16 protein-coding genes and 1 pseudogene are annotated in these 20,181 nt (G+C 69.6%); 8 read left to right on the top strand and 9 right to left on the bottom strand.

All coding sequences use genetic code 11. The features are described from left to right. From ACFXI4_RS20340 to ACFXI4_RS20355, 4 genes are all read right to left on the bottom strand, one after another. Positions 1 to 1,279, bottom strand: a 1,279-nt coding sequence (locus ACFXI4_RS20340) for a glycoside hydrolase family 3 protein (protein ID WP_384992681.1), incomplete at its 3' end; no start/stop codon positions are given. Positions 1,280 to 1,394: 115 nt separating this feature from the next. Continuing rightward, a complete protein-coding gene (locus ACFXI4_RS20345; protein WP_384992683.1) occupies positions 1,395 to 2,291 on the bottom strand; it encodes a carbohydrate ABC transporter permease in 897 nt (298 codons plus the stop codon). Position 2,292: 1 nt separating this feature from the next. Continuing rightward, entirely contained in the window at positions 2,293 to 3,195 is a 903-nt protein-coding gene (locus ACFXI4_RS20350) for a carbohydrate ABC transporter permease (protein WP_384992686.1), read from the bottom strand. Further along, positions 3,192 to 4,502, bottom strand: a complete 1,311-nt coding sequence (locus ACFXI4_RS20355) for an extracellular solute-binding protein (protein ID WP_384992688.1) — start codon at positions 4,500 to 4,502, stop codon at positions 3,192 to 3,194. The genes ACFXI4_RS20350 and ACFXI4_RS20355 overlap by 4 nt, the downstream gene beginning before the upstream one ends. A 662-nt stretch (positions 4,503 to 5,164) precedes the next feature. On the opposite strand from ACFXI4_RS20355, the gene ACFXI4_RS20360 reads away from it, so the two are divergent. Next, entirely contained in the window at positions 5,165 to 6,193 is a 1,029-nt protein-coding gene (locus tag ACFXI4_RS20360; RefSeq protein WP_384992690.1) for a LacI family DNA-binding transcriptional regulator, read from the top strand. Positions 6,194 to 7,003: 810 nt separating this feature from the next. Here ACFXI4_RS20360 and ACFXI4_RS20365 read toward each other — a convergent pair. Then, positions 7,004 to 7,288, bottom strand: a pseudogene (locus tag ACFXI4_RS20365) (IS5/IS1182 family transposase); the annotation flags it as partial. Between the two features lie 170 nt (positions 7,289 to 7,458). On the opposite strand from ACFXI4_RS20365, the gene ACFXI4_RS20370 reads away from it, so the two are divergent. Next, complete coding sequence (locus tag ACFXI4_RS20370) at positions 7,459 to 7,758, top strand: transposase (RefSeq protein ID WP_384992870.1); 300 nt, start codon at positions 7,459 to 7,461, stop codon at positions 7,756 to 7,758. A gap of 153 nt (positions 7,759 to 7,911) precedes the next feature. Here the strand turns inward: ACFXI4_RS20370 and ACFXI4_RS20375 are convergent, their stop codons facing one another. Continuing rightward, the gene (locus tag ACFXI4_RS20375) at positions 7,912 to 8,577 is read right to left on the bottom strand and encodes a TetR family transcriptional regulator (RefSeq protein WP_384992693.1); all 666 of its coding nucleotides are present in this window, start codon (positions 8,575 to 8,577) and stop codon (positions 7,912 to 7,914) included. A 100-nt stretch (positions 8,578 to 8,677) separates the two neighbouring features. Here ACFXI4_RS20375 and ACFXI4_RS20380 point away from each other — a divergent pair, with 100 nt between their 5' ends. Then, positions 8,678 to 9,670 carry a zinc-binding alcohol dehydrogenase family protein gene (locus ACFXI4_RS20380; protein ID WP_384992695.1) on the top strand — a complete coding sequence of 331 codons (993 nt, stop codon included), beginning with the start codon at positions 8,678 to 8,680 and terminating at the stop codon, positions 9,668 to 9,670. A gap of 732 nt (positions 9,671 to 10,402) precedes the next feature. Here the strand turns inward: ACFXI4_RS20380 and ACFXI4_RS20385 are convergent. The 3 genes from ACFXI4_RS20385 to ACFXI4_RS20395 all read right to left on the bottom strand — a co-directional run bounded on the left by ACFXI4_RS20385 (position 10,403) and on the right by ACFXI4_RS20395 (position 14,839). Then, positions 10,403 to 12,367 (bottom strand): RICIN domain-containing protein, encoded by a 1,965-nt coding sequence (locus tag ACFXI4_RS20385; RefSeq protein ID WP_384992697.1) that lies wholly within the window; start codon positions 12,365 to 12,367, stop codon positions 10,403 to 10,405. Between the two features lie 607 nt (positions 12,368 to 12,974). Then, the gene (locus ACFXI4_RS20390; protein ID WP_384992699.1) at positions 12,975 to 14,006 is read right to left on the bottom strand and encodes a serine hydrolase domain-containing protein; all 1,032 of its coding nucleotides are present in this window, start codon (positions 14,004 to 14,006) and stop codon (positions 12,975 to 12,977) included. Further along, positions 14,003 to 14,839: an IclR family transcriptional regulator gene (locus tag ACFXI4_RS20395; protein WP_384992702.1), complete on the bottom strand. Its 837-nt coding sequence runs from the start codon at positions 14,837 to 14,839 to the stop codon at positions 14,003 to 14,005. Before ACFXI4_RS20395 ends, ACFXI4_RS20390 begins: the two co-directional genes overlap by 4 nt. Positions 14,840 to 14,893: 54 nt before the next feature. Here ACFXI4_RS20395 and ACFXI4_RS20400 point away from each other — a divergent pair, with 54 nt between their 5' ends. Genes ACFXI4_RS20400 through ACFXI4_RS20420 form a run of 5 tightly spaced genes read left to right on the top strand, consistent with a single transcriptional unit; the run spans position 14,894 to position 20,121 of the window. Next, positions 14,894 to 16,471 (top strand): ABC transporter substrate-binding protein, encoded by a 1,578-nt coding sequence (locus ACFXI4_RS20400; RefSeq protein ID WP_384992705.1) that lies wholly within the window; start codon positions 14,894 to 14,896, stop codon positions 16,469 to 16,471. Then, positions 16,468 to 17,460, top strand: coding sequence for an ABC transporter permease (locus ACFXI4_RS20405; protein ID WP_384992707.1), 993 nt, complete (start codon positions 16,468 to 16,470; stop codon positions 17,458 to 17,460). Before ACFXI4_RS20400 ends, ACFXI4_RS20405 begins: the two co-directional genes overlap by 4 nt. After that, complete coding sequence (locus tag ACFXI4_RS20410) at positions 17,457 to 18,389, top strand: ABC transporter permease (protein ID WP_384992710.1); 933 nt, start codon at positions 17,457 to 17,459, stop codon at positions 18,387 to 18,389. The genes ACFXI4_RS20405 and ACFXI4_RS20410 overlap by 4 nt, the downstream gene beginning before the upstream one ends. Next, a complete protein-coding gene (locus ACFXI4_RS20415) occupies positions 18,386 to 19,231 on the top strand; it encodes an ATP-binding cassette domain-containing protein (RefSeq protein WP_384992712.1) in 846 nt (281 codons plus the stop codon). The genes ACFXI4_RS20410 and ACFXI4_RS20415 overlap by 4 nt, the downstream gene beginning before the upstream one ends. Continuing rightward, positions 19,228 to 20,121, top strand: coding sequence for an ATP-binding cassette domain-containing protein (locus ACFXI4_RS20420; protein WP_384992715.1), 894 nt, complete (start codon positions 19,228 to 19,230; stop codon positions 20,119 to 20,121). Before ACFXI4_RS20415 ends, ACFXI4_RS20420 begins: the two co-directional genes overlap by 4 nt. The last annotated feature ends 60 nt before the right edge of the window (positions 20,122 to 20,181 follow it).

The following is a 20,181-nucleotide window of genomic DNA, read 5'->3' on the forward strand; positions in this document are numbered from 1 at the left end:
CTCCCTCCCCTCCGCGGTCCAGGGCTGAGCCGCCGGCCACCGCCCCGGGGCCGGGGGGCGGGGGCCCCCGGGCCCCGGGGCCCCCCCCGCCCCCCCCCCCGGGGCGGGCCCCCCCATCGACCAGGTCCGCTCCGTCGAGTGCGGCGGGGAAAGGGCTCCAGTCGGGGTCGAGCAGCCCGAGCATCGCCTTTTGAGTGAGCACTCGGCGCAGGGCCCGATCGACCAGTGCCTCCGGTACACGGCCGTCGGCGACGGCTTCGGTGAGGGGTACGCCGTATGCCTTGACATTGGGGAGTTCCACGTCGATGCCCGCGCGCAGTGCCGTTCCGGCGGCGTCGTCCCAGCCGGCCGCGATGCCGTGCAGAGTTCTGAGGAAGGCGACGGCGAAGTAGTCCGAGACGACGGTTCCGTCGAAGCCCCATGTGTCGCGCAGCAGTCCGGTGAGCAGTTCCTCGTCCGCACCGGCGGGGATGCCGTCGGTGTCGGTGTAGGCGTTCATGACTGACCGGGCGCCGCCTTCACGGATCGCCATCTCGAAGGGGGGCAGCAGCACGTCGGCGCGTTCACGGGGTCCTACGGAGGCGGGAGCGAGATTACGCCCGGCACGCGAAGCGGAGTGGCCGACGAAGTGCTTGAGGGTCGCGATGATCCCGGCGGACTCGAGGCCCTGTACGTAGGCGGTCCCGATGGTGCCCACGAGGTAGGGGTCCTCGCCGATGGTCTCCTCGACGCGGCCCCAGCGGGCGTCGCGCACGACGTCCAGGACGGGCGCGAGTCCCTGATGGACGCCCACGGAGCGCATGTCCCGGCCGATGGCGGCCGCCATGCGCCGCACTGTGTCCGGGTCGAAGGTGGCGCCCCAGGACAGCGGAACGGGATAGGCCGTCGCTCCCCATGCGGCGAAGCCGGCCAGGCACTCGTCGTGGGCGAGAGCGGGGATGCCGAACCGGTTGGTGGCGGCGACACGGGTTTGGGTGCGAGCCAGGGAAAGCGCGCCCAGGGCAGGGTCGACGGGGCCTGTGCCGAAGGGGCGGGTCAGCTGGCCCAGTCCATCGGGCAGGAGCGCGTCGAGATCGACGGCTTCCTCCATGTCGTGCTGATGGGGGGCTACTTCACCGCCCTGATCGGAGGCTCCCACCCACACTCCGTACAGTTGGGCGGTCTTCTCCTGCAAGGTCATCGCGTCGATCAGGGCGTCGACTCTGGCGGTGACGGGGACGGTCGGGTCGTTCCAGACGGAGACGGCGGGGGAGTTGTCTGCAGCCACGTTGGAATTCACTTTCCTCCCATGCCTGTCAGCCCCTTGAGCGGGCCCGACGGGCGAACGGGTAGACGGGCGGAACTGGGGCTGGGGATCCAGCCTGATCGCGGGCCGGCCCGGCGGCGCGATGTCGTCAGCGGCCGAAGCCGGCGGTCAGACCGCTCAGCAGTTGCCTGCGGGCGAACGCGTACAGGACCAGGACGGGCAGGGTGGTGAGGACGACCGCGGCGAGGACGGCAGGGACGTTCACGCCGTACTGGCCCTGGAAGGTCCAGAGCGCCAACGGCAGGGTCCGCCGGTCAGGACTCTGAGTGAGGATCAGCGGCAGCAGGAAACCGTTCCAGATGGTCAGTGCGTTGAAGATGGTCACCGTGATGATGGCCGGCCGGGTGAGGGGTGCCGCCAACCGCCACAGTACGGTCCACTCGGAGGCCCCGTCGATGCGCATGGAGTCGAAGAGTTCTTTGGGGATGTCCCGGACGAAGTTGCTGAGTACCAGCACGGACAGCGGGATGGCGAAGGCGATGGACGGGAGGATCAGTGCCAGCAGACTGTCGTACAGGTGGAGCTTGATGATGATCAGGTAGACCGGAATCACCGTTGCCTGAAGCGGGATGGCCAGACCCATGAGGAACAGCCCGTTCATCGCCCGCAGGATCCGCATGCGCCAGCCTCGGACGACCGCGTAGGCGGCCATGAAGGAGACGACGACCGCGGGGAGGACTGCGCCGACCGTGACCACGACACTGTTGATGAAATAGCGCAGGAAGTCGGACTCGATGACCAGCCGGTAGTTGTCGAGGGTGGGGCTGGCCGAAGGCACCAGAGGGTTGCTCGCGTAGTAGTGGCTCTGCGCCTTGAGGCTCGTGATGAGGGTCCAGTACAGGGGTACGGCGACGACGACGAACCAGAGCCATCCGGCGAGGCCGCCGGCCCAGTTGCGCCGACGGGCCGGGTGCGGGAAGGGGCGTTGCCGCTTGCGGGGGGTGGATTCCCGCGGTCGTCGCGGATCGGTCTGTGTGATCGACACCTCAGACCCCCTCGAGTTGGCTCGCACCGGCGTCCCGGCCTCCCAGCCGGCGCAGCAGCAGGGCGAGGGCCAGACCGATCAGGACCAGGATGACCGCGATGGCGCTGGCCTGTCCCATCAGGCTGGCCTGGAATCCCCGCTTGTACATGTCCAGTGCCAGCACACGGGTGGCATCGCCGGGGCCGCCTTCGGTCAGGACGAAGATGAGGTCGAAGAAGGTCAGTGATCCGACCACCATGAGCGTGGACGAGGTGACGATGGTGTATCTGAGCTGCGGCAGCGTGATGCTGAAGAACTGCCGGACCGTTCCGGCTCCGTCCAACTGTGCGGCCTCGTAGAGGGACTTCGGGATCTGCTGGACGCCGCCCTGGTAGATCAGTGAATGGAACGGGATGAACTGCCAGGAGACGACGAACACGACGATCCCGAAAGCGAGGCCCGGCCTCCCCAGCCAGTCCTGGCTGAGCACCTGGATCTTCAGTCCTGCCCCGAGCCCGAAGTTGGGGTCCAGGAGTGCCTTGTACGCGATCGCGATCGCCGCGGAACTGAGCATCAGGGGAACGAAGTACACCACGCCCAGCACGGCGCGATAGCGTTGACGGCCGGCCAGGAACACCCCCAGCAGAATGCTCACCGGCGTCTGAACGGCCCACGACACCGCCATGACCAGAAAGGTCACCCAGAGCGCGTGGGGGAGCCGCGGATCGGTGAGCACCGCACGCCAGCTGGCGAGGCCCGAGGGGTTGATCGCGCCGATCCCGTCCCATGTGGTGAAGCTCAGCGCGAAGACACCGACCAGCGGAATCACCGCGAACGCGACGAACACCACCAACGCCGGCATGGCCAGCCAGGGCAGGATTCCAGGAGATCCAGGACGTGGCGGATGGCCGTGGAATGAACTCATTTGCCGGTGACCTCGTTGAGGTTGCGAGCAAACTGCTGGGGCGATACGGACAACTGGAACAGCTTGACGATGTTGTCCAGCAGGGTCTCGGCGGCCGTCGGGGGGAGGGCCTGGTCCCAGGACTGGCCGAACACCTTGGCCTTGCTGGCGATGTCATAGGTGAACTGCAGGAAATCGGCGCTCTTCGAGGCGGCCAGCAGCTTCTCCGTGCCCAGCCGGATCGGAACGGACCCGTTGTCGATCCACCTCTTCACCTCGGCGTCCTGGAGGACACCTGTGGCGAAGAAGTCTTTCGCGATCTTCTTCTGCTCGGCGCCTGCCTTCGAGGAGATGGACAGGTACTGCGCCGGGTTGCCGACGGTGTCGCTCGGGTCGCCCTTGCCGCCGTCCACAGGCGGGAAGGTCATGTAGCCCAGCGCGCCGCTGGAGACGAAGTCCCCGCCGTCCGCCTTCTGGATGCCGTAGGACCAGGCGCCGTGCAGCATCATCGCCGCGCGGCCGGTGTAGAGCAGCGCCTGGTCCGCGTTGGAGTCCGCGGTGATGGAGGAGAAGCCCTTGACGAACCCGTGGGCCCTGACAAGGTCCTGGACCTTGGTCAGCGCGTTGATGGCGTCGGGGTTGGACCAGGCGTTCTTCTCGCCTTCGATGACGGCCTGGAACACCTCGGGACCGCCGATGCGGTCGAACAGGAATTCCAGCCACATCATGTTGGTCCACCGGGACTGGCCGCCGAGGGAGAACGGCGCTATCCCCTTCGCGTTGAACTTGGGCACCAGCGCCATGATGTCGTCCCAGGACTGCGGGGGTTGCGCGTGGATCTGATCGAAAGCCTTCCTGTTGTAGTAGAGGATGATCGGCTGGACGGTCTCGCACGGCATCGCGTAGATCTTGCCGTCGACGGTCGCGGCACCGAACGAGGACGGGAACAGCCGCTTCTTGACCTCGGAGTGCTCCTCGAACCACGAGGTGAGGTCCTCGACCTGGCCCGCTTCGACGTAGGTGCGCAGCGTCCCGCCGCCCCAGCCCCAGATGACGGTGGGCGCCTGGCCGGCGCCGATGGCGGTCTTGATCTTCGTCTTGTACGCGTCGTTCTGGTAGGTGGTGCCCTTGATCTGCTGCTTGGGGTGGGCCTCGTTGAACGCGTTCACCGCACCGGTTCTGACGCCCTCCTGCGGCTGGCCGTTCAGATACCAGTACGTGGCAACACCTCCGCCCTTGCTGGGGCCGGAAGAACCGCAGGCCGCCAGTGCCGCGGAGACCGGTACGCCGGTGGCCAGGCCAAGGAGGGTGCGTCGGGAGAGCGCCATGTTTTTCTCCGCACTCGAGAGCCGTCGGCTTCTCGTGAGTCATGGTGAAAATGTTTCGAAATCCCTTGCGCAGAGCTCTGGTTGTGAAAATTAGGTTTCGAGCTGACGCGCTGTCAAGATGTGTGTAGGGCTGTTGTCAGGTGCTCTTGAGCTGGATGATGTTGGCTCGGCATAGCGTGAAGAGCATCCGGAGCCGGACCGAAACAGTTTCGGAGATGCGTGGTCGGTGCGCGAGAGGGTCGCCGGCTGCCGCACCGTTGGCGCAGGTCACTGCCTGCCGACTGGGGCCGATGCCTCGGGTGCAGGACGAGGAGGAGGTCCCCTTGCCGAGGCGCTGCGGCACCCCACAGCGGCCGGGTCCGCGATCGTCCACCGGACAGCGGATGGGCCGCGGCTGACCCCCGCGGAGCATGCGTTCGTCGGGATCCGGGGAGCGCCCCCGTGCGAGGCCGACCACGGGCCTCGTCGTGGCCCCCGATACCCACCGTCATGGAGCGGGCGGCGGCCCCCGCCGCCCGTCGGTCGGGTCGCCCTACTGGACGGAGGCCGGGCCGCCCGGTCCAGCTCAGGGCCGGGATTGCCGTACTGTTGACCGGTTCCACCCGTGTCGCCGGCCCGACCGGCGGCCCGTCCCACGGGTGGATTACAGGTGAGAGGAACCGATGCGACCGAACGCCAGGCGGACCACGTTGGCGGACATCGCCCAGGCAGCCGGGGTCTCCGTCGCGACCGTGTCCAAAGTACTCAACGGTCGCGGTGACGTGGCGCCGCATACACGCACCAGGGTGCAGGAACTACTCCAGCAGCACGAGTATCTCGCACCCGTGCTGCGCCACATCGAGGCCGTCGAGAGTCCCACCATCGAGGTGCAGTTCAAGGGTGCACTCAAGTCGTACGTGGCCGAGACGCTGGAAGGAATCATCGATTCCGCCGCCGGGCTGGGAGCCTCGGTGGTGATCAGCAGGGCGTCCCATGCCCCCCACTGGGCCAGGGACCTGGTCTCGGCCGGACGGAGGGCCGTCATCGCGATAACCAGCGTGTACACCGCGGCGCACCTGAACGAGTTGGCCCGGTCGGGGCTGCCGCTGGTCGTGCTGGACCCGCTGCACCTTCCGGACGGCCGGGTCAACAGCGTGGGGGCGACGAACTTCGCCGGGGGTCTGGCAGCGACGCAGCACCTGCTCTCACTGGGCCATCGCCGCGTCGCGTATCTCGGCGGACCGGCCCTGGCCGTGTGCAACCAGGCGCGGATGCACGGCTACCGCGCCGCGATGGAGGCGAGTGGAGAGCAGGTACCCGACGTCTACGTGCGGCCGGGCGAGTTCACGTACGAGAGCGGGTTGCTCGGTGCCATGGCGCTGCTGGATCTGCGTGAGCCGCCGACGGCGATCTTCGCGGCCAACGACGAGATCGCTCTCGGGGCCGTCGAGACCGCTCGCACCCGAGGTCTGCGTGTTCCCGAGGACCTGAGCGTGGTCGGCTTCGACGACACGAGCCTGGCCCAGATGGCTTCACCGCCACTCACCACGGTGCGCCAGCCTCTGCGCGAGATGGGCGGTGCCGCCCTGCGCACCGCCCTACGGTTGGCCAACGGCGAGAAAGTCGAGTCCCATCACATCGAACTCGCCACCGAACTCGTGGTTCGCACCTCGACCGCGCCGCCTCGCGCAGGCACCCCGGCCCTCGGGTGATCGCGGGGGAGAGGTGTCCGGACGGAGCCCGCACAGCGTTCGGGGCCGCGCACAGGAAGTCGGTGGCGCTGATGAAGGTGAAGTGGACGATCGGCGGTGCGGTGCCGCGATGCCGATGAGGGGGCGGGGCGGGGTTCTGCGTGCCCCTGTCCGGGTGTGGCCGTGGAGATCCGGGCGATCCGCCGAGGGAGGGCGACCGAGGCCCGAAGCCGGTAGAAGCCGGCACTTCCCGTCGCTTCGGGGGAGTTGCCGACATGCACGCGGCTCGGCATCGAGCTCCACGGCCGTTCCCATTGGAGCGGTGACGGCGTCCGGTTGTCAGGTGGTTGTGGCGACGAGCAGGAGCAGCGGGTCGTCGGCGGGTCGAGTCTTCAGGCATGACGTGGGGACCGAGCACTCGTTAGACGTCCGCTTCTGGCTTTCAGGGCGGCCGTGCTGGTCGCAGCCGTGGATCGGCCTTTCGCCCCCGACACGGTCGTCCGCGGGGTGCTCGCCCGGGGCCCGCCACATCGCGAGCGCCTGGCCGGCGTGTTCCCCAAGACCTGGAAGCAGGACGGCCGGCCCGACACCGCTCCGCCCTTGATGCAAGCGGCGTGCGAGTACCCGGAAGCGGCGACGCTGGTGGGGGAGTTGTTCAGGGGCCGCGTCGTCAGCCCGATCGTCGCGGCGATCGACCCGGAGCGGGCCGGGCCGTGGGCCTTCCTGAAGGGCAGTTGCCGCCCTGGGCCCGCACGTAGGACGCTCTGCTCGCGTTCGACGCCCCCGCCGCCCTGCTCGGACAGGCTCTGGCACCGGGCCGGGTTCGAGGTCTCTTCGGTCGGTGCGGGCTCGGCGCGGACGACCGCCGATCTGGTCCGACGGCTGGGGAACGACAGTGGGGATCCCGCGTCGGCGGAGGTGATTTGGGTTTGCGCGGGATGAGTACGCGCGGTCCGCGAGCACAGTATCGGGTCGGGTCCCCGGCCCTCCGGGTCCGCATCGCGGCACACGGATTGCTGCCGTGGCGGCTTCGAAGGCTGGGGCATCGCCCGCCTGGCCCGTGGCGACGCGAAGGTCCGGCTGCCGTGCAGGGCTGTCGTCGGCGAGGGGGGACTTTCGTACTTGGAGGACGTCTGATCCAGGTGGCGATAGGTGCGGATGATCCTGTGACCACAGGCGTCGGCGGTTGTTGGGTGAGGTGTGAGTGCTCGTCGCCCGTACCGCCGTGATGTCTCCGACGCTCCCTGGGCCTTGATCGAACCGGTCTTCACGGCCTGGCGAGCCGGCTGGACCGGCCCGGGCGCGGCAGCCAGGGGCATCTGATCACCGACACGCCAGGCCTGTTCCTGGCAGCCTTCATCACCGTGGCGAACGTACACGACACCGTCGGCGGCAAGCATCTCCTCGATGACCTGGCCGCAGCCCATCTCGCCGTGTCCAAGGTCTGGACGGACGGCGGATACCGGAGCAGCATCCTCGACCACGGCGTCTGGCTCGGCATCTACGCGGAAGTGGTCCAGCGACCACGGGGACTACGAGGCCTTCCCGTAGAGGTCCCGCACGACGACCCACTGGGCGGTGGCTAAAAAAATGTCCCGCGAACCGTGTCTGCCGACGGGCTCCGTGAAGGGGGCTGCTGATAGCCGGCAGGGTGGCCCAGGGGCGGAACGGGTTTCCCCTGGTGGGTACGGCCATCGACCGTAAGGAGTAGGTCGGGAGGGCTGGAGGGTGTGGCCAATCTACGTCGCGTCACCCCGGGGGGTCGTCTCGGTGAATCCGATGGCGAACGCCCTCAGAGAGCGATTGAGACGTGGAGCGAAGTCGAGTGCAACGTGGCCCCACTGGGGTTCCTGCTCGTAGAGCGCCGCGAGGGTGGGGGTGGGGTGTGAGACCTGCCAGAAGCCGGAGGCCAGGGTGATCGCGACGGCCAGCAGGTTGCCGATCTGTTCCAGCGTCATGGTGCTTGCACGGTCCAGCGCGTCGGCGATCTCGTCGTGCGCGGCGAAGGCGTTGGACTTGTACCGGCGGGCCCGTTCGATGTCGACGTCGCCTTCGAGGTGGAGCGTGACGTGGGTCAGCAGGTCGCAGAAGACCGGCAGTGCGACCAGGGTCTCGCTGACCACGGCCGCGGTCTGTGCCGGCCCGAGCTCCGCGCGGCCGTCTGTCTCGTTTCTGATCGCGTCGCGCCACTGCTGCCATCCGCGTTCTGCCAATTCAAGGAACAACTCCTCCTTGCTGGCGAAGTAGCGGCGTACGCCGGTGCGGTGCAGGCCGGCGCGTTCGGTCACTGCGGTGAGCGTGACGTGCCGGACGCCTCCGAGGTCGAGCGCGAGCGCTTCCGCCGCCTTGAGTAGATCTTCCGAGCGGCGGGTCTTGTCTTCGGCTGACCTGGCTCTCTGCTGCATTCCCCCACAGTAACGCACGTTGTGATGCGCTAACCGGAATCGGGTGGTACGGTCGAGATAACGCATCACGAGGTGCGTTAAATGAGGAATGGGAACCATCATGAAGGCGATACAGGCTGTCCAGTTCGGCGCACCGAGCGTGCTCACCGTTGCCGACCTGCCGGATCCCGCCCCCGGGCCCGGCCAGATCACGATCGACGTCACCCACGCCGCCGTCGGGCTCATCGACGTGTACCTCCGCCAGGGCCTGTTCAAGGGCGCCCCGGGGCTGCCGCAGCCGCCCTACGTTCCCGGCCTCGAGGTCGCAGGCACGGTGCGCGCGCTCGGCGAAGGCGTCACCGGCTTCGCCGTCGGCGAGAAGGTGGTGTCACTGTCCTCCTACGGGGCGGGCGGATACGCATCCGTCTTCGTCACCGACCAGGAGCGAGTCGTCTCCACGCAGGACTACGACATCGATCCCGCCCTGGCCGTCGCCGCCATCCCCAACGCGCTCATGGCCCACATCGCTCTCACCCGCGCCATCAGCATGTCCGCCGGCGAGAGCGTCCTCATTCACGGCGCGCTGGGCGGCCTGGCCTCCGCCTTCCCCGGTATCGCCCGACAGCTCGGCGCATCCCGGGTGGTGGGCACCGTCCGCTCCGGGAAGGTGGCCGCGGCGGCCGCGAGCAGGCTGCACTACGACACCATCGTCGACTCGGCCCAGCTGCCCGACGTCCTCGGTGACGAGAAGTTCGACGTCATCGTCGACCCCGTCGGCGGACTCCTGCGTACTCAGAGCCTGGACCTGCTGGCACCCTCGGGCCGTCTCCTGCTGGTCGGCAACGCCAGCGGCGACTGGGACCAGGGCATCGACGGCAACCGTATCTGGCAGGGCAACATCACCGTCACCGGATTCAACGCGGGCGGTTACGTCCCGTCCCACCCCGAGTCCGTTGAGTCCGCCGCCCAGGCCGCACTGAAGGCGGTCGCGGGCGGACTGGCCGACATCGAGATCGAGACCCTCCCCCTGGCCGACGCGGCGACCGCACACGAACGGCTTGAGAACCACGCAACCGACGGCCGCATCGTCCTCACCGTCTGCGATGCTTGCTGAAGCTCCCTGCTTCGTTGAACCCCATCAGATCTGGCGGTGAACACGGACGGCCGCGCTCGCGCTCTCGGCCGTTGCGGCCCTCACCTCAGGTGCGACCGCCCGACCGGCGCGGCAGCGGCCCCCGCTCCCGCGAAACAGGGACCAACCTCGGTGGCGTGCTCCGCACCGGAGTGAACATCGTTGATCGGTCTCCCATCGCATGGAGCGGTGCCCGACCTGTTCGCGGGCGCCGGGAAAGCCCCCCGGATCCTTCCGTTCCCACGGCCGCCTCTTCAGAACCATGGGGGAACTCTTCGCGACTGCCACGCACGTACGTCGCACCGTAACCCTGGATCCCGGCACAGGAGTCAGTGGAATGCCGCGCCGGCCCAGGCCGGCGACCAGCAGAACCCGCGGAGATCGGCATCGGCGCGATCGCCGCAGGCGCACAGATCCCGCACCCCGGCGGCGTCCTGGCCGTCGAGCCGGCCGCCGTCGACGATTGGCTTGCTCCGTTCCCGAAGAGCTGCACGGCATCGGCCCCCGCCATGCCGCCACCCTCAAGCTCTACGGATCGACCACGTCGGCGTGCTCGTCGCTCTCACGCCCGCGACGGTTCAGCGGATCCTGTGAGCCCTGGTCGGTGAACCCGGCGTCGGCGCCTGCTGCCGGCCGGCCGGCTCTTTCCCGGGTGGCGCTGCCCGGCGTCGTGCGGCACCGCGGGTGCCGGACGACGGGCAACGCCGATCCGGCCTACTGAGAGGTGAGTGTGAAGGACTGGGCAGCACCGCCGGAGCAGCTCCACTGCTGGAGCCGGGCGCCGTCGGTGGTGGAGACATCGGTGACGTCCAGGCACTGGGCGGGATTGCTGCGTGGCGTCAGGGTGTAGGTGCCGCCTGCCCCGGGAACCGGCCTCCACTGCTGATTGGCACCGCCGCCGTAGGCCCAGAGCTGGATCTTCGCTCCGTCGCCGGCGCCCGTCCCGCCGGTGACGTCCCAGACGGCGTTGGCCGCGTTGCGGCTGACGACCTTGTAGTAGCCGCTGTCGGTGGGCTGGAACTGCCACTGCTGGTTGGTGCTGCCGGGCACGCAGGTCCACTGCTGTACGGCGGCGCCGTTGGCGGTCGAACCAGCCGCGTCGTCCACGCACTTGCCGCTGTTGGTGTTGGTGACCGTGTACCACTTCGCGGGGTCGACGGGCCCGGTGCTGCCTCCGCCGACGTCGGGCCAGATGTACGTGCCCACCGTCTTGGCGGGCAGCGTGCCGCTGATCTGCCGGCCGTTGGCGCGCAGCGTGACGGGCTGGTCGGAGGCCGTCTGGTTGACCACCACGGTCACCAGGCTGCCGTCGGGGTTGAGGAAGGCGACGTTGGTGACACTGCCGCTGGTGCCGTTGTTCGTCTGGACCCGGGTGGCGCCGCGGGCGATGAACTTCGAGAACTGGCCGACGATGTAGTACTCGGGCAGTGCCCAGTACGTGTCCGGGTTGCTCGGCGACTGGATGAACATGGTCGGGTCGGGTGCGCCGGACCACTGCTCAGGGCTGCGGTTCTGGTCGAGCATGGTGACCCAGTCCTGGTACATGACCGACTGGTTGCGGAAGTACTGGACGATCCGGTCCGCGCCGGCGGTGCCCCACACGGCGCGTTCGGTCATGGCCACGTCCTTGGTGGGGTAGCTCGACTTGACCTGTCCCATGGAGGTCGGATCGCCGCCGTAGTCGTGGAAGGCGACGCCGTCGACCGAGCTGAACGCGCTGCTGGGCGAGCCGGGACTGCCGAGGACCCCGGCGGTGTAGGACGGGCCGTCGCCGAAGTTGTGGTCGAAGGCCCAGATCTTGGTGGCGGACGCGCCGTTGGAGTTCAGCTCGGTGCGCAGCGCGGTGGCGATCCTGCGTTCCTGGTCGGCGGTGAGCGTCATGCCCGGGTAGTCCGGTGGCGAGAACAGCGGTTCGTTCTGCATCGTGACGGCGTACAGCGGCAGTCCCTGGCCCGCGTAGGCGGTGACGGCCTTGCGCAAGTAGGTCGCGAGCACGGGGATGTTCGCGTCGGGAAGCGTGCCGCCGATCAGGCTGTTGTTGTTCTTCATCCAGGCCGGCGGGCTCCACACGCTGCCGAACAACAGCAGGTTGGGGTTGATCTCCTTCGCTTCCTTGAGGACCGAGATGATGTTGTAGTCGATGTCCTTCTGGATGGAGAACCGCGACAGGCTCGGGTCGGCCGCGCCGTCGTCGTAGGTGTAGAACTGTCGCGAGGTGAAGTCGCTCGAACCCAGCGGGATCCGGGCGATGTTGAACCCGGCACCGTTGACCGGGTCGACGAGCTTGCGCAGTGCCGCGGTACGCGCGGAGGCGCTCATCCGGGACAGGTTGTAGATCGTGGACTCCTCCAGCGAGGAGCCGACGCCAAGGACGGACTGGTAACGGGTGGCGGTGTCGGCGGTGATGGTGGCCGTGCCCGACGCGGTGACCGCGGTGAGGTCGGACTGCCGCGACAACTGGTACCGGGTCGAGGCGAGCCCCGTCGCCGGGTTGGTGAACCAGTTCGCGTTGGCCGGGCCGAATCCCGGGGCGGTCGACTCCGAGCTGAAGTACACCTGAACGGGAGCGGCGGCCGCCTGGGCCGACGGTGCGTTCACTGCGGTCAGAGCGACGGGTGCGAGCAGCGCGCCGACCGCCGTCGCGGTCAGTGCGAGCGTGGCCCGACGGCTGCGTACCACGGGAGTGACGGTCCGGGAGCGCGGTCGCCACCAGTGGGGGTGTCTCAGAGGCACGGGAACTCCTGATCGGGTGGGGGTGTTGCCTGCCGCTCGTGTGAGCCGGCGTGACTCGCTCGTCCGACGCCTTGCGTACGTGGCGGTGCTGGATCGGGCGGGGTGTTCCGAAGGCGGGAGGCTGATGCGACTGTGGTGGACGATCAGTGCGGTGACACAGGGGATTTACATCTTTTTACAAGTCGTGAACTTAGAGCGGGTGCCGAAGTACCGTCAACCCATGCGTCTCAACGGGCGCATCGGGTGAGGTGCCTCGGACCAGCCGGTCGGTGTCTCCGTGCGTCGTGGGAACCTGGCGCGCGGAAGGCCCGACCGGCCCGAGCTGGTTCGGAGCCGAGCCGACGGCAAAGGAGGCGGCACGGGTGGCAGACCCGATGCGCTTGCCTCTCGTCCTGACGTCCTCTGGACGCCCCGTCATGTACGGACAGTGGGGCGATGCGGCACCTGCCAGGGAGAAGTTCTCCTGGTGGATCGGCTCGTGTGCCGTTTGCATGGACGGCCGATGCGTCTGGTGGAACGGACGGCCGCCATGACGTGTTCGAACGGCGGCGCGTCACATGCCTGCCCCGGCGGCGAGGTCGTGGAACGCTCGGCGTTCGGCGGTGATCGCGTCGCCCGCCCTGGTGGGATGCACGCGGTTGGTCAGCAGTACGGCGTAGCGTCCCGCGGCCGGGTCGACCCACACGCTGGTGCCGGTGAAGCCCGTGTGCCCGAACGAGTCCGGGCCGAACACCTCACCGGCGGGGGAGCCGACCGGGTCGCGGCCCTGCCAGGCGAGCGAGCGGCGCGGCCCCAGGCCGTCGGTGTGCGGGGCCGTCATCAGCGCGAAGGTGTCCGGGCGCAGCAGGCCGCGGCCGCCGGCGGCCAACGCGGCACCGATGCGTTCCATGTCCTCCAGAGTGGAGAACAACCCCGCGTGCGCCGCGGGCGCGCCGAGCACGACCGCGTTCTCGTCGTGGACCTCGCCGACGACCACACGCCCGCGCCACGGGCAGTCCTCGGTGGCCACCGCCCGTGCCCGGCGCGCCGCGTCCGGTGCGAAGCCGGTGTCCCGCAGGCCGAGCGGCGCGGACACCAGCCGCTCCACCAAGGCGTCCAGCGGTTCTCCGGACGCCGCCTCGGCGATCAGCCCAAGGATGATGAACCCCTGCGAGGAGTACTGCACCCGCGTGCCCGGCCGCGCGGTCAGGGGCAGCAGGCGCACCGCCTCCAAGAGCGCGGCCCGGGTGGGATGTTCCCGGTAGAGCGGGATCCGGCCGGGGATGCCGGAAGTGTGCGTGAGCAGGTGACGCACCGTCAGATCGGCTTTGTCACCGCCGCGGTAGCCGGGGAGGTGGGCGCCCACCGTGTCGTCGAGGCCGAGTGTGCCGCGTTCCACCAGGGCCATCACGGCCAGCCCGGCGAGCGGCTTGGTCACCGAGGCCAGGTCCCACACGTCGGTACCGTCCAGGGGCGGTCCCTCCCAACTCCGGGTTCCGATCCAGCCCCGGTCCAGCGGGCCCGACGCGTTCCCGACGGACCAGGCGGCGCCCGAGTGGATCCGCCGTGCCCGTCCCCGGGCGAGCAGGTCGGCCGGCTCGCTCACGAGCGCTCCTCCCGGGCTTCGGCCTGCACCAGGCCGAACATCGGAGCGCGGGCGCCGAGCCCGGCGGACACCGTGCGCGCGGCGGCCCGGACCATCGGCCCGAACACCTCCACACTGTCCGGATCCAGGGTGAAGGTCACCCCCGCGATCCCGATCGCCCCCACGACCCGGCCCGCCGCGTCCGTCACGGGTGCCGCCACGGACCGAACGTCCAGCTCGTCGTACTCGTCGTCCAGGGCGTAGCCGCGCTCGGCCGCCTCGGTGAGCAGGGTGCGCAGGACTGCCGGGTCGGTCGGTGTGTAGGGGGTGCGGGCCTCCAGGTCCAGTGTGTCGAGCACACCGTCGCGCTCGTCGGCGGGCAGTCCCGAGAGCATCGCCAGTCCCACTCCGCAGGCGTACAGCGGGGCACGGTGACCCGGCCGGGTGCTGATCCGGTACTCGCGAGCCGCCTCCGACTGCTCCAGGCAGACCGCGTCCCCTGCGTCGCGGGCCGCGCAGAACGCCACATGGCCGGTGTGCCGGCGCAGGTCCGCCAGGGCGGGCCGGGCCAGTTCGAGGACGCGGCTGTCGTTGAGCGCCGCCGCGGCCAGGCCCAGCAGGCGCGGACCGGGACGGTAGCTGCCGCCCTCGGTCGCCTCCGCGAAACCGTGTTCCGCCATGGTGCGCAGGTGCCGGTGGACGGTGGGCTTGGTCAGCCCCGTACGGCTCGCGATCTCCCCCAACCGATGCGGACTGCCGGGCTGGACGAGCGCTTCGAGCACCTCCATGGCCTTGTCGACGGGGCCCTTGACGAGTTCCTGGTCGACCGACCGGGTGTTGACCGCTTTCACCATGTCGCTTAGCTTAACCCAACCGCATTCCATCTGACGGAACGGAGGTGTTCTTCAATGGAACGATTTCTTCAGGGGTGCACGGCGGGCAGCAGCCGTCCCGGCCGGCGTCAGGTCCTGCGGACCGGTGGTCTGCTGCTCGGAGCCCTCAGCGCCCCTGCGCTCCTGACCGCGTGCGGCACGACGGCCGCGGCGGACAGAGCCGGCAACGTCCTGCGGGTCTCCCAGCCGGGCGACCCCAAGACACTCGACCCGCAGAAGCAGGGCGACATGGTGTCGATGAACGTGCTGATCAACATGTTCGACACACTCACCACCCGCGGCCGGGACAACCGGTTGCACCCCAGACTGGCCTTGTCCTGGAAGGCGACCGCCCCGCACACCTGGCGTTTCACCCTGCGCCCCGGCGTGACCTTCCACAACGGCGAAGCGTGCGACGCGCACGCGGTGGCCTTCAGCATCGAGCGCCTCCTCGACCCTGCGACCAAGTCGCCCATCGTCGAGCTGCGCTTCGTCAAAGGCGTCACCGTCGTCGACCGGCACACCGTGGACGTGCACACCACCGTGCACGACCCGATCCTGCCCGCCAAACTCTCCCTGTTCGGAGGCGTCGTGGTGCCGCCGCGGCACCTCTCCGAGGCCGGAGACGCCGCGTTCGCCGAACACCCCGTCGGCACCGGCCCCTTCGTCTTCGAGAGCTGGCAGCGTGACCACGAACTGCGCATGCGGGCCTACGACGACCACTGGAACGGCCGCCCCGCACTCGACGGCGTCGTCTTCAGCCCCGCACCCAACGCCTCCTCCTCACTGGCCTCCCTGCAGAGCGGCGGAGTCGACCTGGTCGCCGGACTCACCCCGGACGCCGCCCAGCAGCTCGACGGCTACGGCGGAATCAAGATCGACGGCCACACCGGGATCCGCACCGCGTACCTGTCGCTGAACACCCTGGAACGCGGCCCCCTCCAGGACCGCCGAGTACGTCAGGCACTCAACCACGCGATCGACGTACCGCTCCTGATCAAGGCCGTACTCGGCGGCAAGGCAACCGAGACCCCCGCCCTCGTCCCACGGGGCGCCTTCGGCTTCGACCCCACCGTCAAGCCCTTCACCCGCTCCCTGGACACCGCGCGCAGTCTGCTCGCCGAAGCCGGCCACCCCCACGGCTTCGCCACCACGCTCACCGCCTCCAACGTCGACGCCAACGTCGCCGAGGCCCTCTCCGGACTGCTGTCCCGCGTCGGCGTGGACGCCCGCGTCGACCTGCTCGACCCCGGTACCTACTCCGCCCGTCTCACCTCGGACAACCGCGGCGCACTCGGCCCGATCTACCTCGCCGCCAGCACCGTGTGGACCCTGGACGGCGCCAGCATCGTCCAGTCCAACGTCCGCAGCGACCGGCGCCAGAGCCGGTGGCACTCCAAGGAGGCGGACCGCCTCATCGACATCGAGGAGCTTTCCGAGGACCCGGCCGAGCGCACCCGGGCCCTCTCGGACCTGCAACGGCTGATGCGCGAGGAAGCCCCCTTCGTCTTCCTCTACCAGATCGACAACATCTACGCCCGCAACGACCGGCCCCGCTGGACGCCGGGATCCGCGGGCGTCCTCGCCATGGAGAGCGCGGAGGTGACCCGGTGAGCACACCGACCCTCGACCGACCACCCGCACCGGCGGCCCCGGCCGCCCGCCCCGGCCGCAGGACGGGACTCCTGCGCGACGTGGGCAAACGCCTGGCCATCGCCGTGTTCGTCCTCTTCTGCACGGCGACCGTCGCCTTCTTCCTGGTACGCCTGTCGGGTGACCCCGTGAAGATCCTGCTGCCGCCGGACGCCACCGCCGCACAGGAGCAGGCGCTGCGCCACTCCCTGGGCCTGGACCAGTCCCTGCTCTCCCAGTACCTCGACTACCTCTGGGGGCTACTCCACCTCGACTTCGGCGACTCCCTCGTCTACGGCCAGCCCGTGAGCGAGATCCTCGCCGACCGGCTGCCCGCCACCCTCGAACTCGCCGCTGCCGCTCTCGCCGTGACCCTCGTCATCGCGGTTCCGGCGGGCATCCTCGCCGCCATGCGACGCGGCCGGGGCACCGACAGCACCGTGATGACCGGAGTCCTGCTCGGCCAGTCCACCCCGCCGTTCTGGGTCGGCATCCTGCTCGTCCTGGTCTTCGCCGTCTGGCTGCGCGTCCTGCCCGCCTCCGGCTACGGCGCCTTCGCCAACCTGATCCTGCCCGCGATCACCCTCGCCGTGTACTCCGTCGCCGTCGTCGCACGGCTGTTGCGGTCCTCGCTCGTCGACGTACTCTCCTCGGACCACATCCGCAGCGCCCGCGCCAAGGGCTTCGGCCCCCTCCAGGTGGTCCTCCGGCACGGACTGCGCAACGCCTCCCTGCCCGTGGTGACCGTCGTCGGCCTCGAAGTCGGCAACCTGCTCGGCGGCGCGATCCTCACCGAACGGGTCTTCTCCTGGCCGGGAGTCGGACAGCTCACCGTCGAGGCGATCTCCAACCGCGACTTCCCGCTCGTCCAGGCCACCGTCCTGTTCTTCGCCACCACCTTCGTCGTGGTGAACCTGCTCGTCGACCTCTCCTACAGCTTCCTCGACCCGAGGGTGAGGACGTCACGATGACCGTCACGACCCCCGCCACGACCGACCGGGCCGCGGCGCGGACAGCGACCGGCGGCCCCGGCTCCGGCAGCGGTTCCCGGTCCGTCGTCCTGCGGGCGCTGCTGCGCAACAGGTTCGCCGTGGTGGCCCTCGCGGTCCTCGCGCTGCTGCTCGTCGCCGCCCTGTTCGCACCGCTGATCGCCCCCTACGACCCCAACACCCAGAATCTTCTGCTACGACTCAGGCCTCCCGTCTGGCAGCACGGCGGCAGCGGCGCCCACCTCCTGGGCACCGACCAACTCGGCCGTGACATGCTCTCCCGCGTCGTCTACGGCGCCCGGGTCTCCCTGCTCGTCGGCGCCGGCGCCGCCCTGCTCGCCGGTGTCGTCGGAACCGTCGTGGGCCTGTCCGCCGGATACCTCGGCGGCTGGGCCGACCGCACCCTCATGCGCCTGGCCGATGTACAACTCGCCTTCCCGGCGCTGCTGCTGGCCCTCGCCGTCGTCGGCTTCTTCGGCTCAGGACTGTGGATGGTGATCCTGGTCCTCGGCTTCACCGGCTGGGTCTCCTACGCCCGCGTCGTACGCTCCGAGGTGATGTCGCTGCGCAGCCGCGACTTCATCACCGAGGCCCGCGCCATCGGCGTCAAGGACGTCACCATCATGCGCCGGCACCTGCTGCCGAACGTGATGGCACCGCTGGCCACCATCGGCACCCTGCACGTCGCCGCCGCCATCGTCGCCGAGGCCTCCCTGAGCTACCTCGGCCTGGGCGTGCCCAAGGAGACCGTGACCTGGGGCGCGATGCTCTCCGACGGCCAGCTCTACCTCGGCACCTCCTGGTGGGTCGCCGTCTTCCCCGGCATCGCCCTGATGCTGACCTCCCTCGCCATCAACATCACCGGCGACGCCCTGCGGGACGTCGCGGACCCGAAGGCCTACCGCCGATGACCAACGACCGACCCACCCCCGAACCGTCCCGGCGGCCGGACGACGAGCAGCCGCTGCTGGCGATCGACGGCCTCAGCGTCGACTTCCGGCTCCCCACCTCCGTCGTCCACGCCGTCCAGGACGTCTCCCTGCACGTCCACGCCGGTGAAACCCTGGCCGTGGTGGGGGAGTCCGGCAGCGGCAAGAGCGCCACCGCGCTGTCCGTGCTGCGCCTCAACCCCAGCCCGCCCTGCGTCTACACCGGGGGCGAGATCCGGTTCGACGGCCGCGACCTGCTGAAACTCTCCGAGAAAGAACTCGGCAAGGTCCGCGGACGCGACATCGCCATGGTCTTCCAGGACCCCATGACCTGCCTCGACCCGCTCCAGCGCGTCGGCAGCCAGGTCGCCGAGGTCCTGCGGCTGCACACCGGCATGTCCCGCGCGGACGCCGCCGAGGTCGCACTGGCCGCCCTGGACGAGGTCGGCATCCCCGACCCGGCCGCACGCTACCGCCAGTACCCGCACGAACTCTCCGGCGGCCTGCGCCAGCGGGTGATGATCGCCACGGCCCTGGTGGCCCGCCCCCGTCTCCTGATCGCGGACGAACCGACCACGGCCCTCGACGTCACCGTGCAGCGCCAGATCCTCGACCTGCTCGTCACCCTTCAGCACAAGCACGACATGGCCGTGCTCCTCATCACCCACGACCTCGCCGTCGTCGCGGAGACCGCCGATCGGGTCGCGGTCATGAACCAGGGCAAGGTCGTCGAGACCGGCGACGTCCTCGACGTCTTCGACCGGCCTGCCGACCCCTACACCCGCGCACTGCTGGCGGCCACCCCGCGACTGGAGGCGGCATGAGCACCGACGGCACCACACCCACGTCCACCGCCGAGGCGGCGACCCCACCCGCTCCGGTCATCCTCGAACTGGTCGGCCTGCGCAAGGAATTCGGCACCCGGCACACCCACGTCGCCGTCGACGACGTCTCCCTGGACGTCCACCAGAACGAAACCCTCGCCCTGGTCGGCGAGTCCGGCTGCGGCAAGACCACCCTGACCCGGCTGCTGCTCGGCCTGCTCGAACCCACCGCCGGCAGCGTGCGCTTCGACGGACAGGACCTCGCATCCCTCTCCGCGGCCCAACTGCGCTGCATCCGGCGGCAGATGCAGGTCGTCCTCCAGGACCCCTACTCCAGCATGAACCCGCGCATGCGCATCACCGACATCGTCGCCGAGCCCCTGGTCACCCACGATCCCGAGGCCCGCGGACGGCACGCCCGGTCCCGCAACCGCGAACGGGTCGGGGAACTCCTCGAAGCCGTGGGTCTGGACGCCGGCATCCAGGACCGCTACCCCCACGAGTTCTCCGGCGGCCAGCGCCAACGCGTCTCCATCGCCCGTGCCCTCGCGCTCCACCCCCGCCTGCTGGTGCTCGACGAACCCACCAGCGCCCTGGACGTCCGCGTGCAGGCGACCGTCCTCGATCTGCTGGCCGAACTCCAGCAACGCCTGGGCCTGACCTATCTGTTCGTCTCCCACAACCTCGCCGTGGTGGCCCAGGTCGCCGACCGGGTCGCGGTGATGAGCAAGGGCCGCCTCGTCGAGGTCGGCGAGGCGGCGGCGGTGCTGCGCGATCCGCAGCATCCCTACACCCGGCGCCTGCTCGACGCCGTACCGGTCCTCGACCCGCGCCACGGGCGCCGGGCCGCCGAGCGGGCCGCGGCGACGGCGGGCACGCAGGGCCGATGACCAGGCCCGCTCCACGGGAGGCGGCGCCCGTGCCCACGGCACAGGCCCCCGCCTCCGCAC

Source organism: Streptomyces sp. NPDC059224 (assembly GCF_042754285.1).
GTDB lineage: Bacteria > Actinomycetota > Actinomycetes > Streptomycetales > Streptomycetaceae > Streptomyces.

What these genes read in the sequence shown, in the direction of transcription:
- ACFXI4_RS20350 (WP_384992686.1), bottom strand. Translation starts at nt 3,195, where the DNA reads ATGAGTTCATTCCACGGCCATCCGCCACGTCCTGGATCTCCTGGAATC.
- ACFXI4_RS20355 (WP_384992688.1), bottom strand. Translation starts at nt 4,502, where the DNA reads ATGGCGCTCTCCCGACGCACCCTCCTTGGCCTGGCCACCGGCGTACCG.
- ACFXI4_RS20360 (WP_384992690.1), top strand. Translation starts at nt 5,165, where the DNA reads ATGCGACCGAACGCCAGGCGGACCACGTTGGCGGACATCGCCCAGGCA.
- ACFXI4_RS20375 (WP_384992693.1), bottom strand. Translation starts at nt 8,577, where the DNA reads ATGCAGCAGAGAGCCAGGTCAGCCGAAGACAAGACCCGCCGCTCGGAA.
- ACFXI4_RS20380 (WP_384992695.1), top strand. Translation starts at nt 8,678, where the DNA reads ATGAAGGCGATACAGGCTGTCCAGTTCGGCGCACCGAGCGTGCTCACC.
- ACFXI4_RS20395 (WP_384992702.1), bottom strand. Translation starts at nt 14,839, where the DNA reads ATGGTGAAAGCGGTCAACACCCGGTCGGTCGACCAGGAACTCGTCAAG.
- ACFXI4_RS20400 (WP_384992705.1), top strand. Translation starts at nt 14,894, where the DNA reads ATGGAACGATTTCTTCAGGGGTGCACGGCGGGCAGCAGCCGTCCCGGC.
- ACFXI4_RS20410 (WP_384992710.1), top strand. Translation starts at nt 17,457, where the DNA reads ATGACCGTCACGACCCCCGCCACGACCGACCGGGCCGCGGCGCGGACA.
- ACFXI4_RS20415 (WP_384992712.1), top strand. Translation starts at nt 18,386, where the DNA reads ATGACCAACGACCGACCCACCCCCGAACCGTCCCGGCGGCCGGACGAC.
- ACFXI4_RS20420 (WP_384992715.1), top strand. Translation starts at nt 19,228, where the DNA reads ATGAGCACCGACGGCACCACACCCACGTCCACCGCCGAGGCGGCGACC.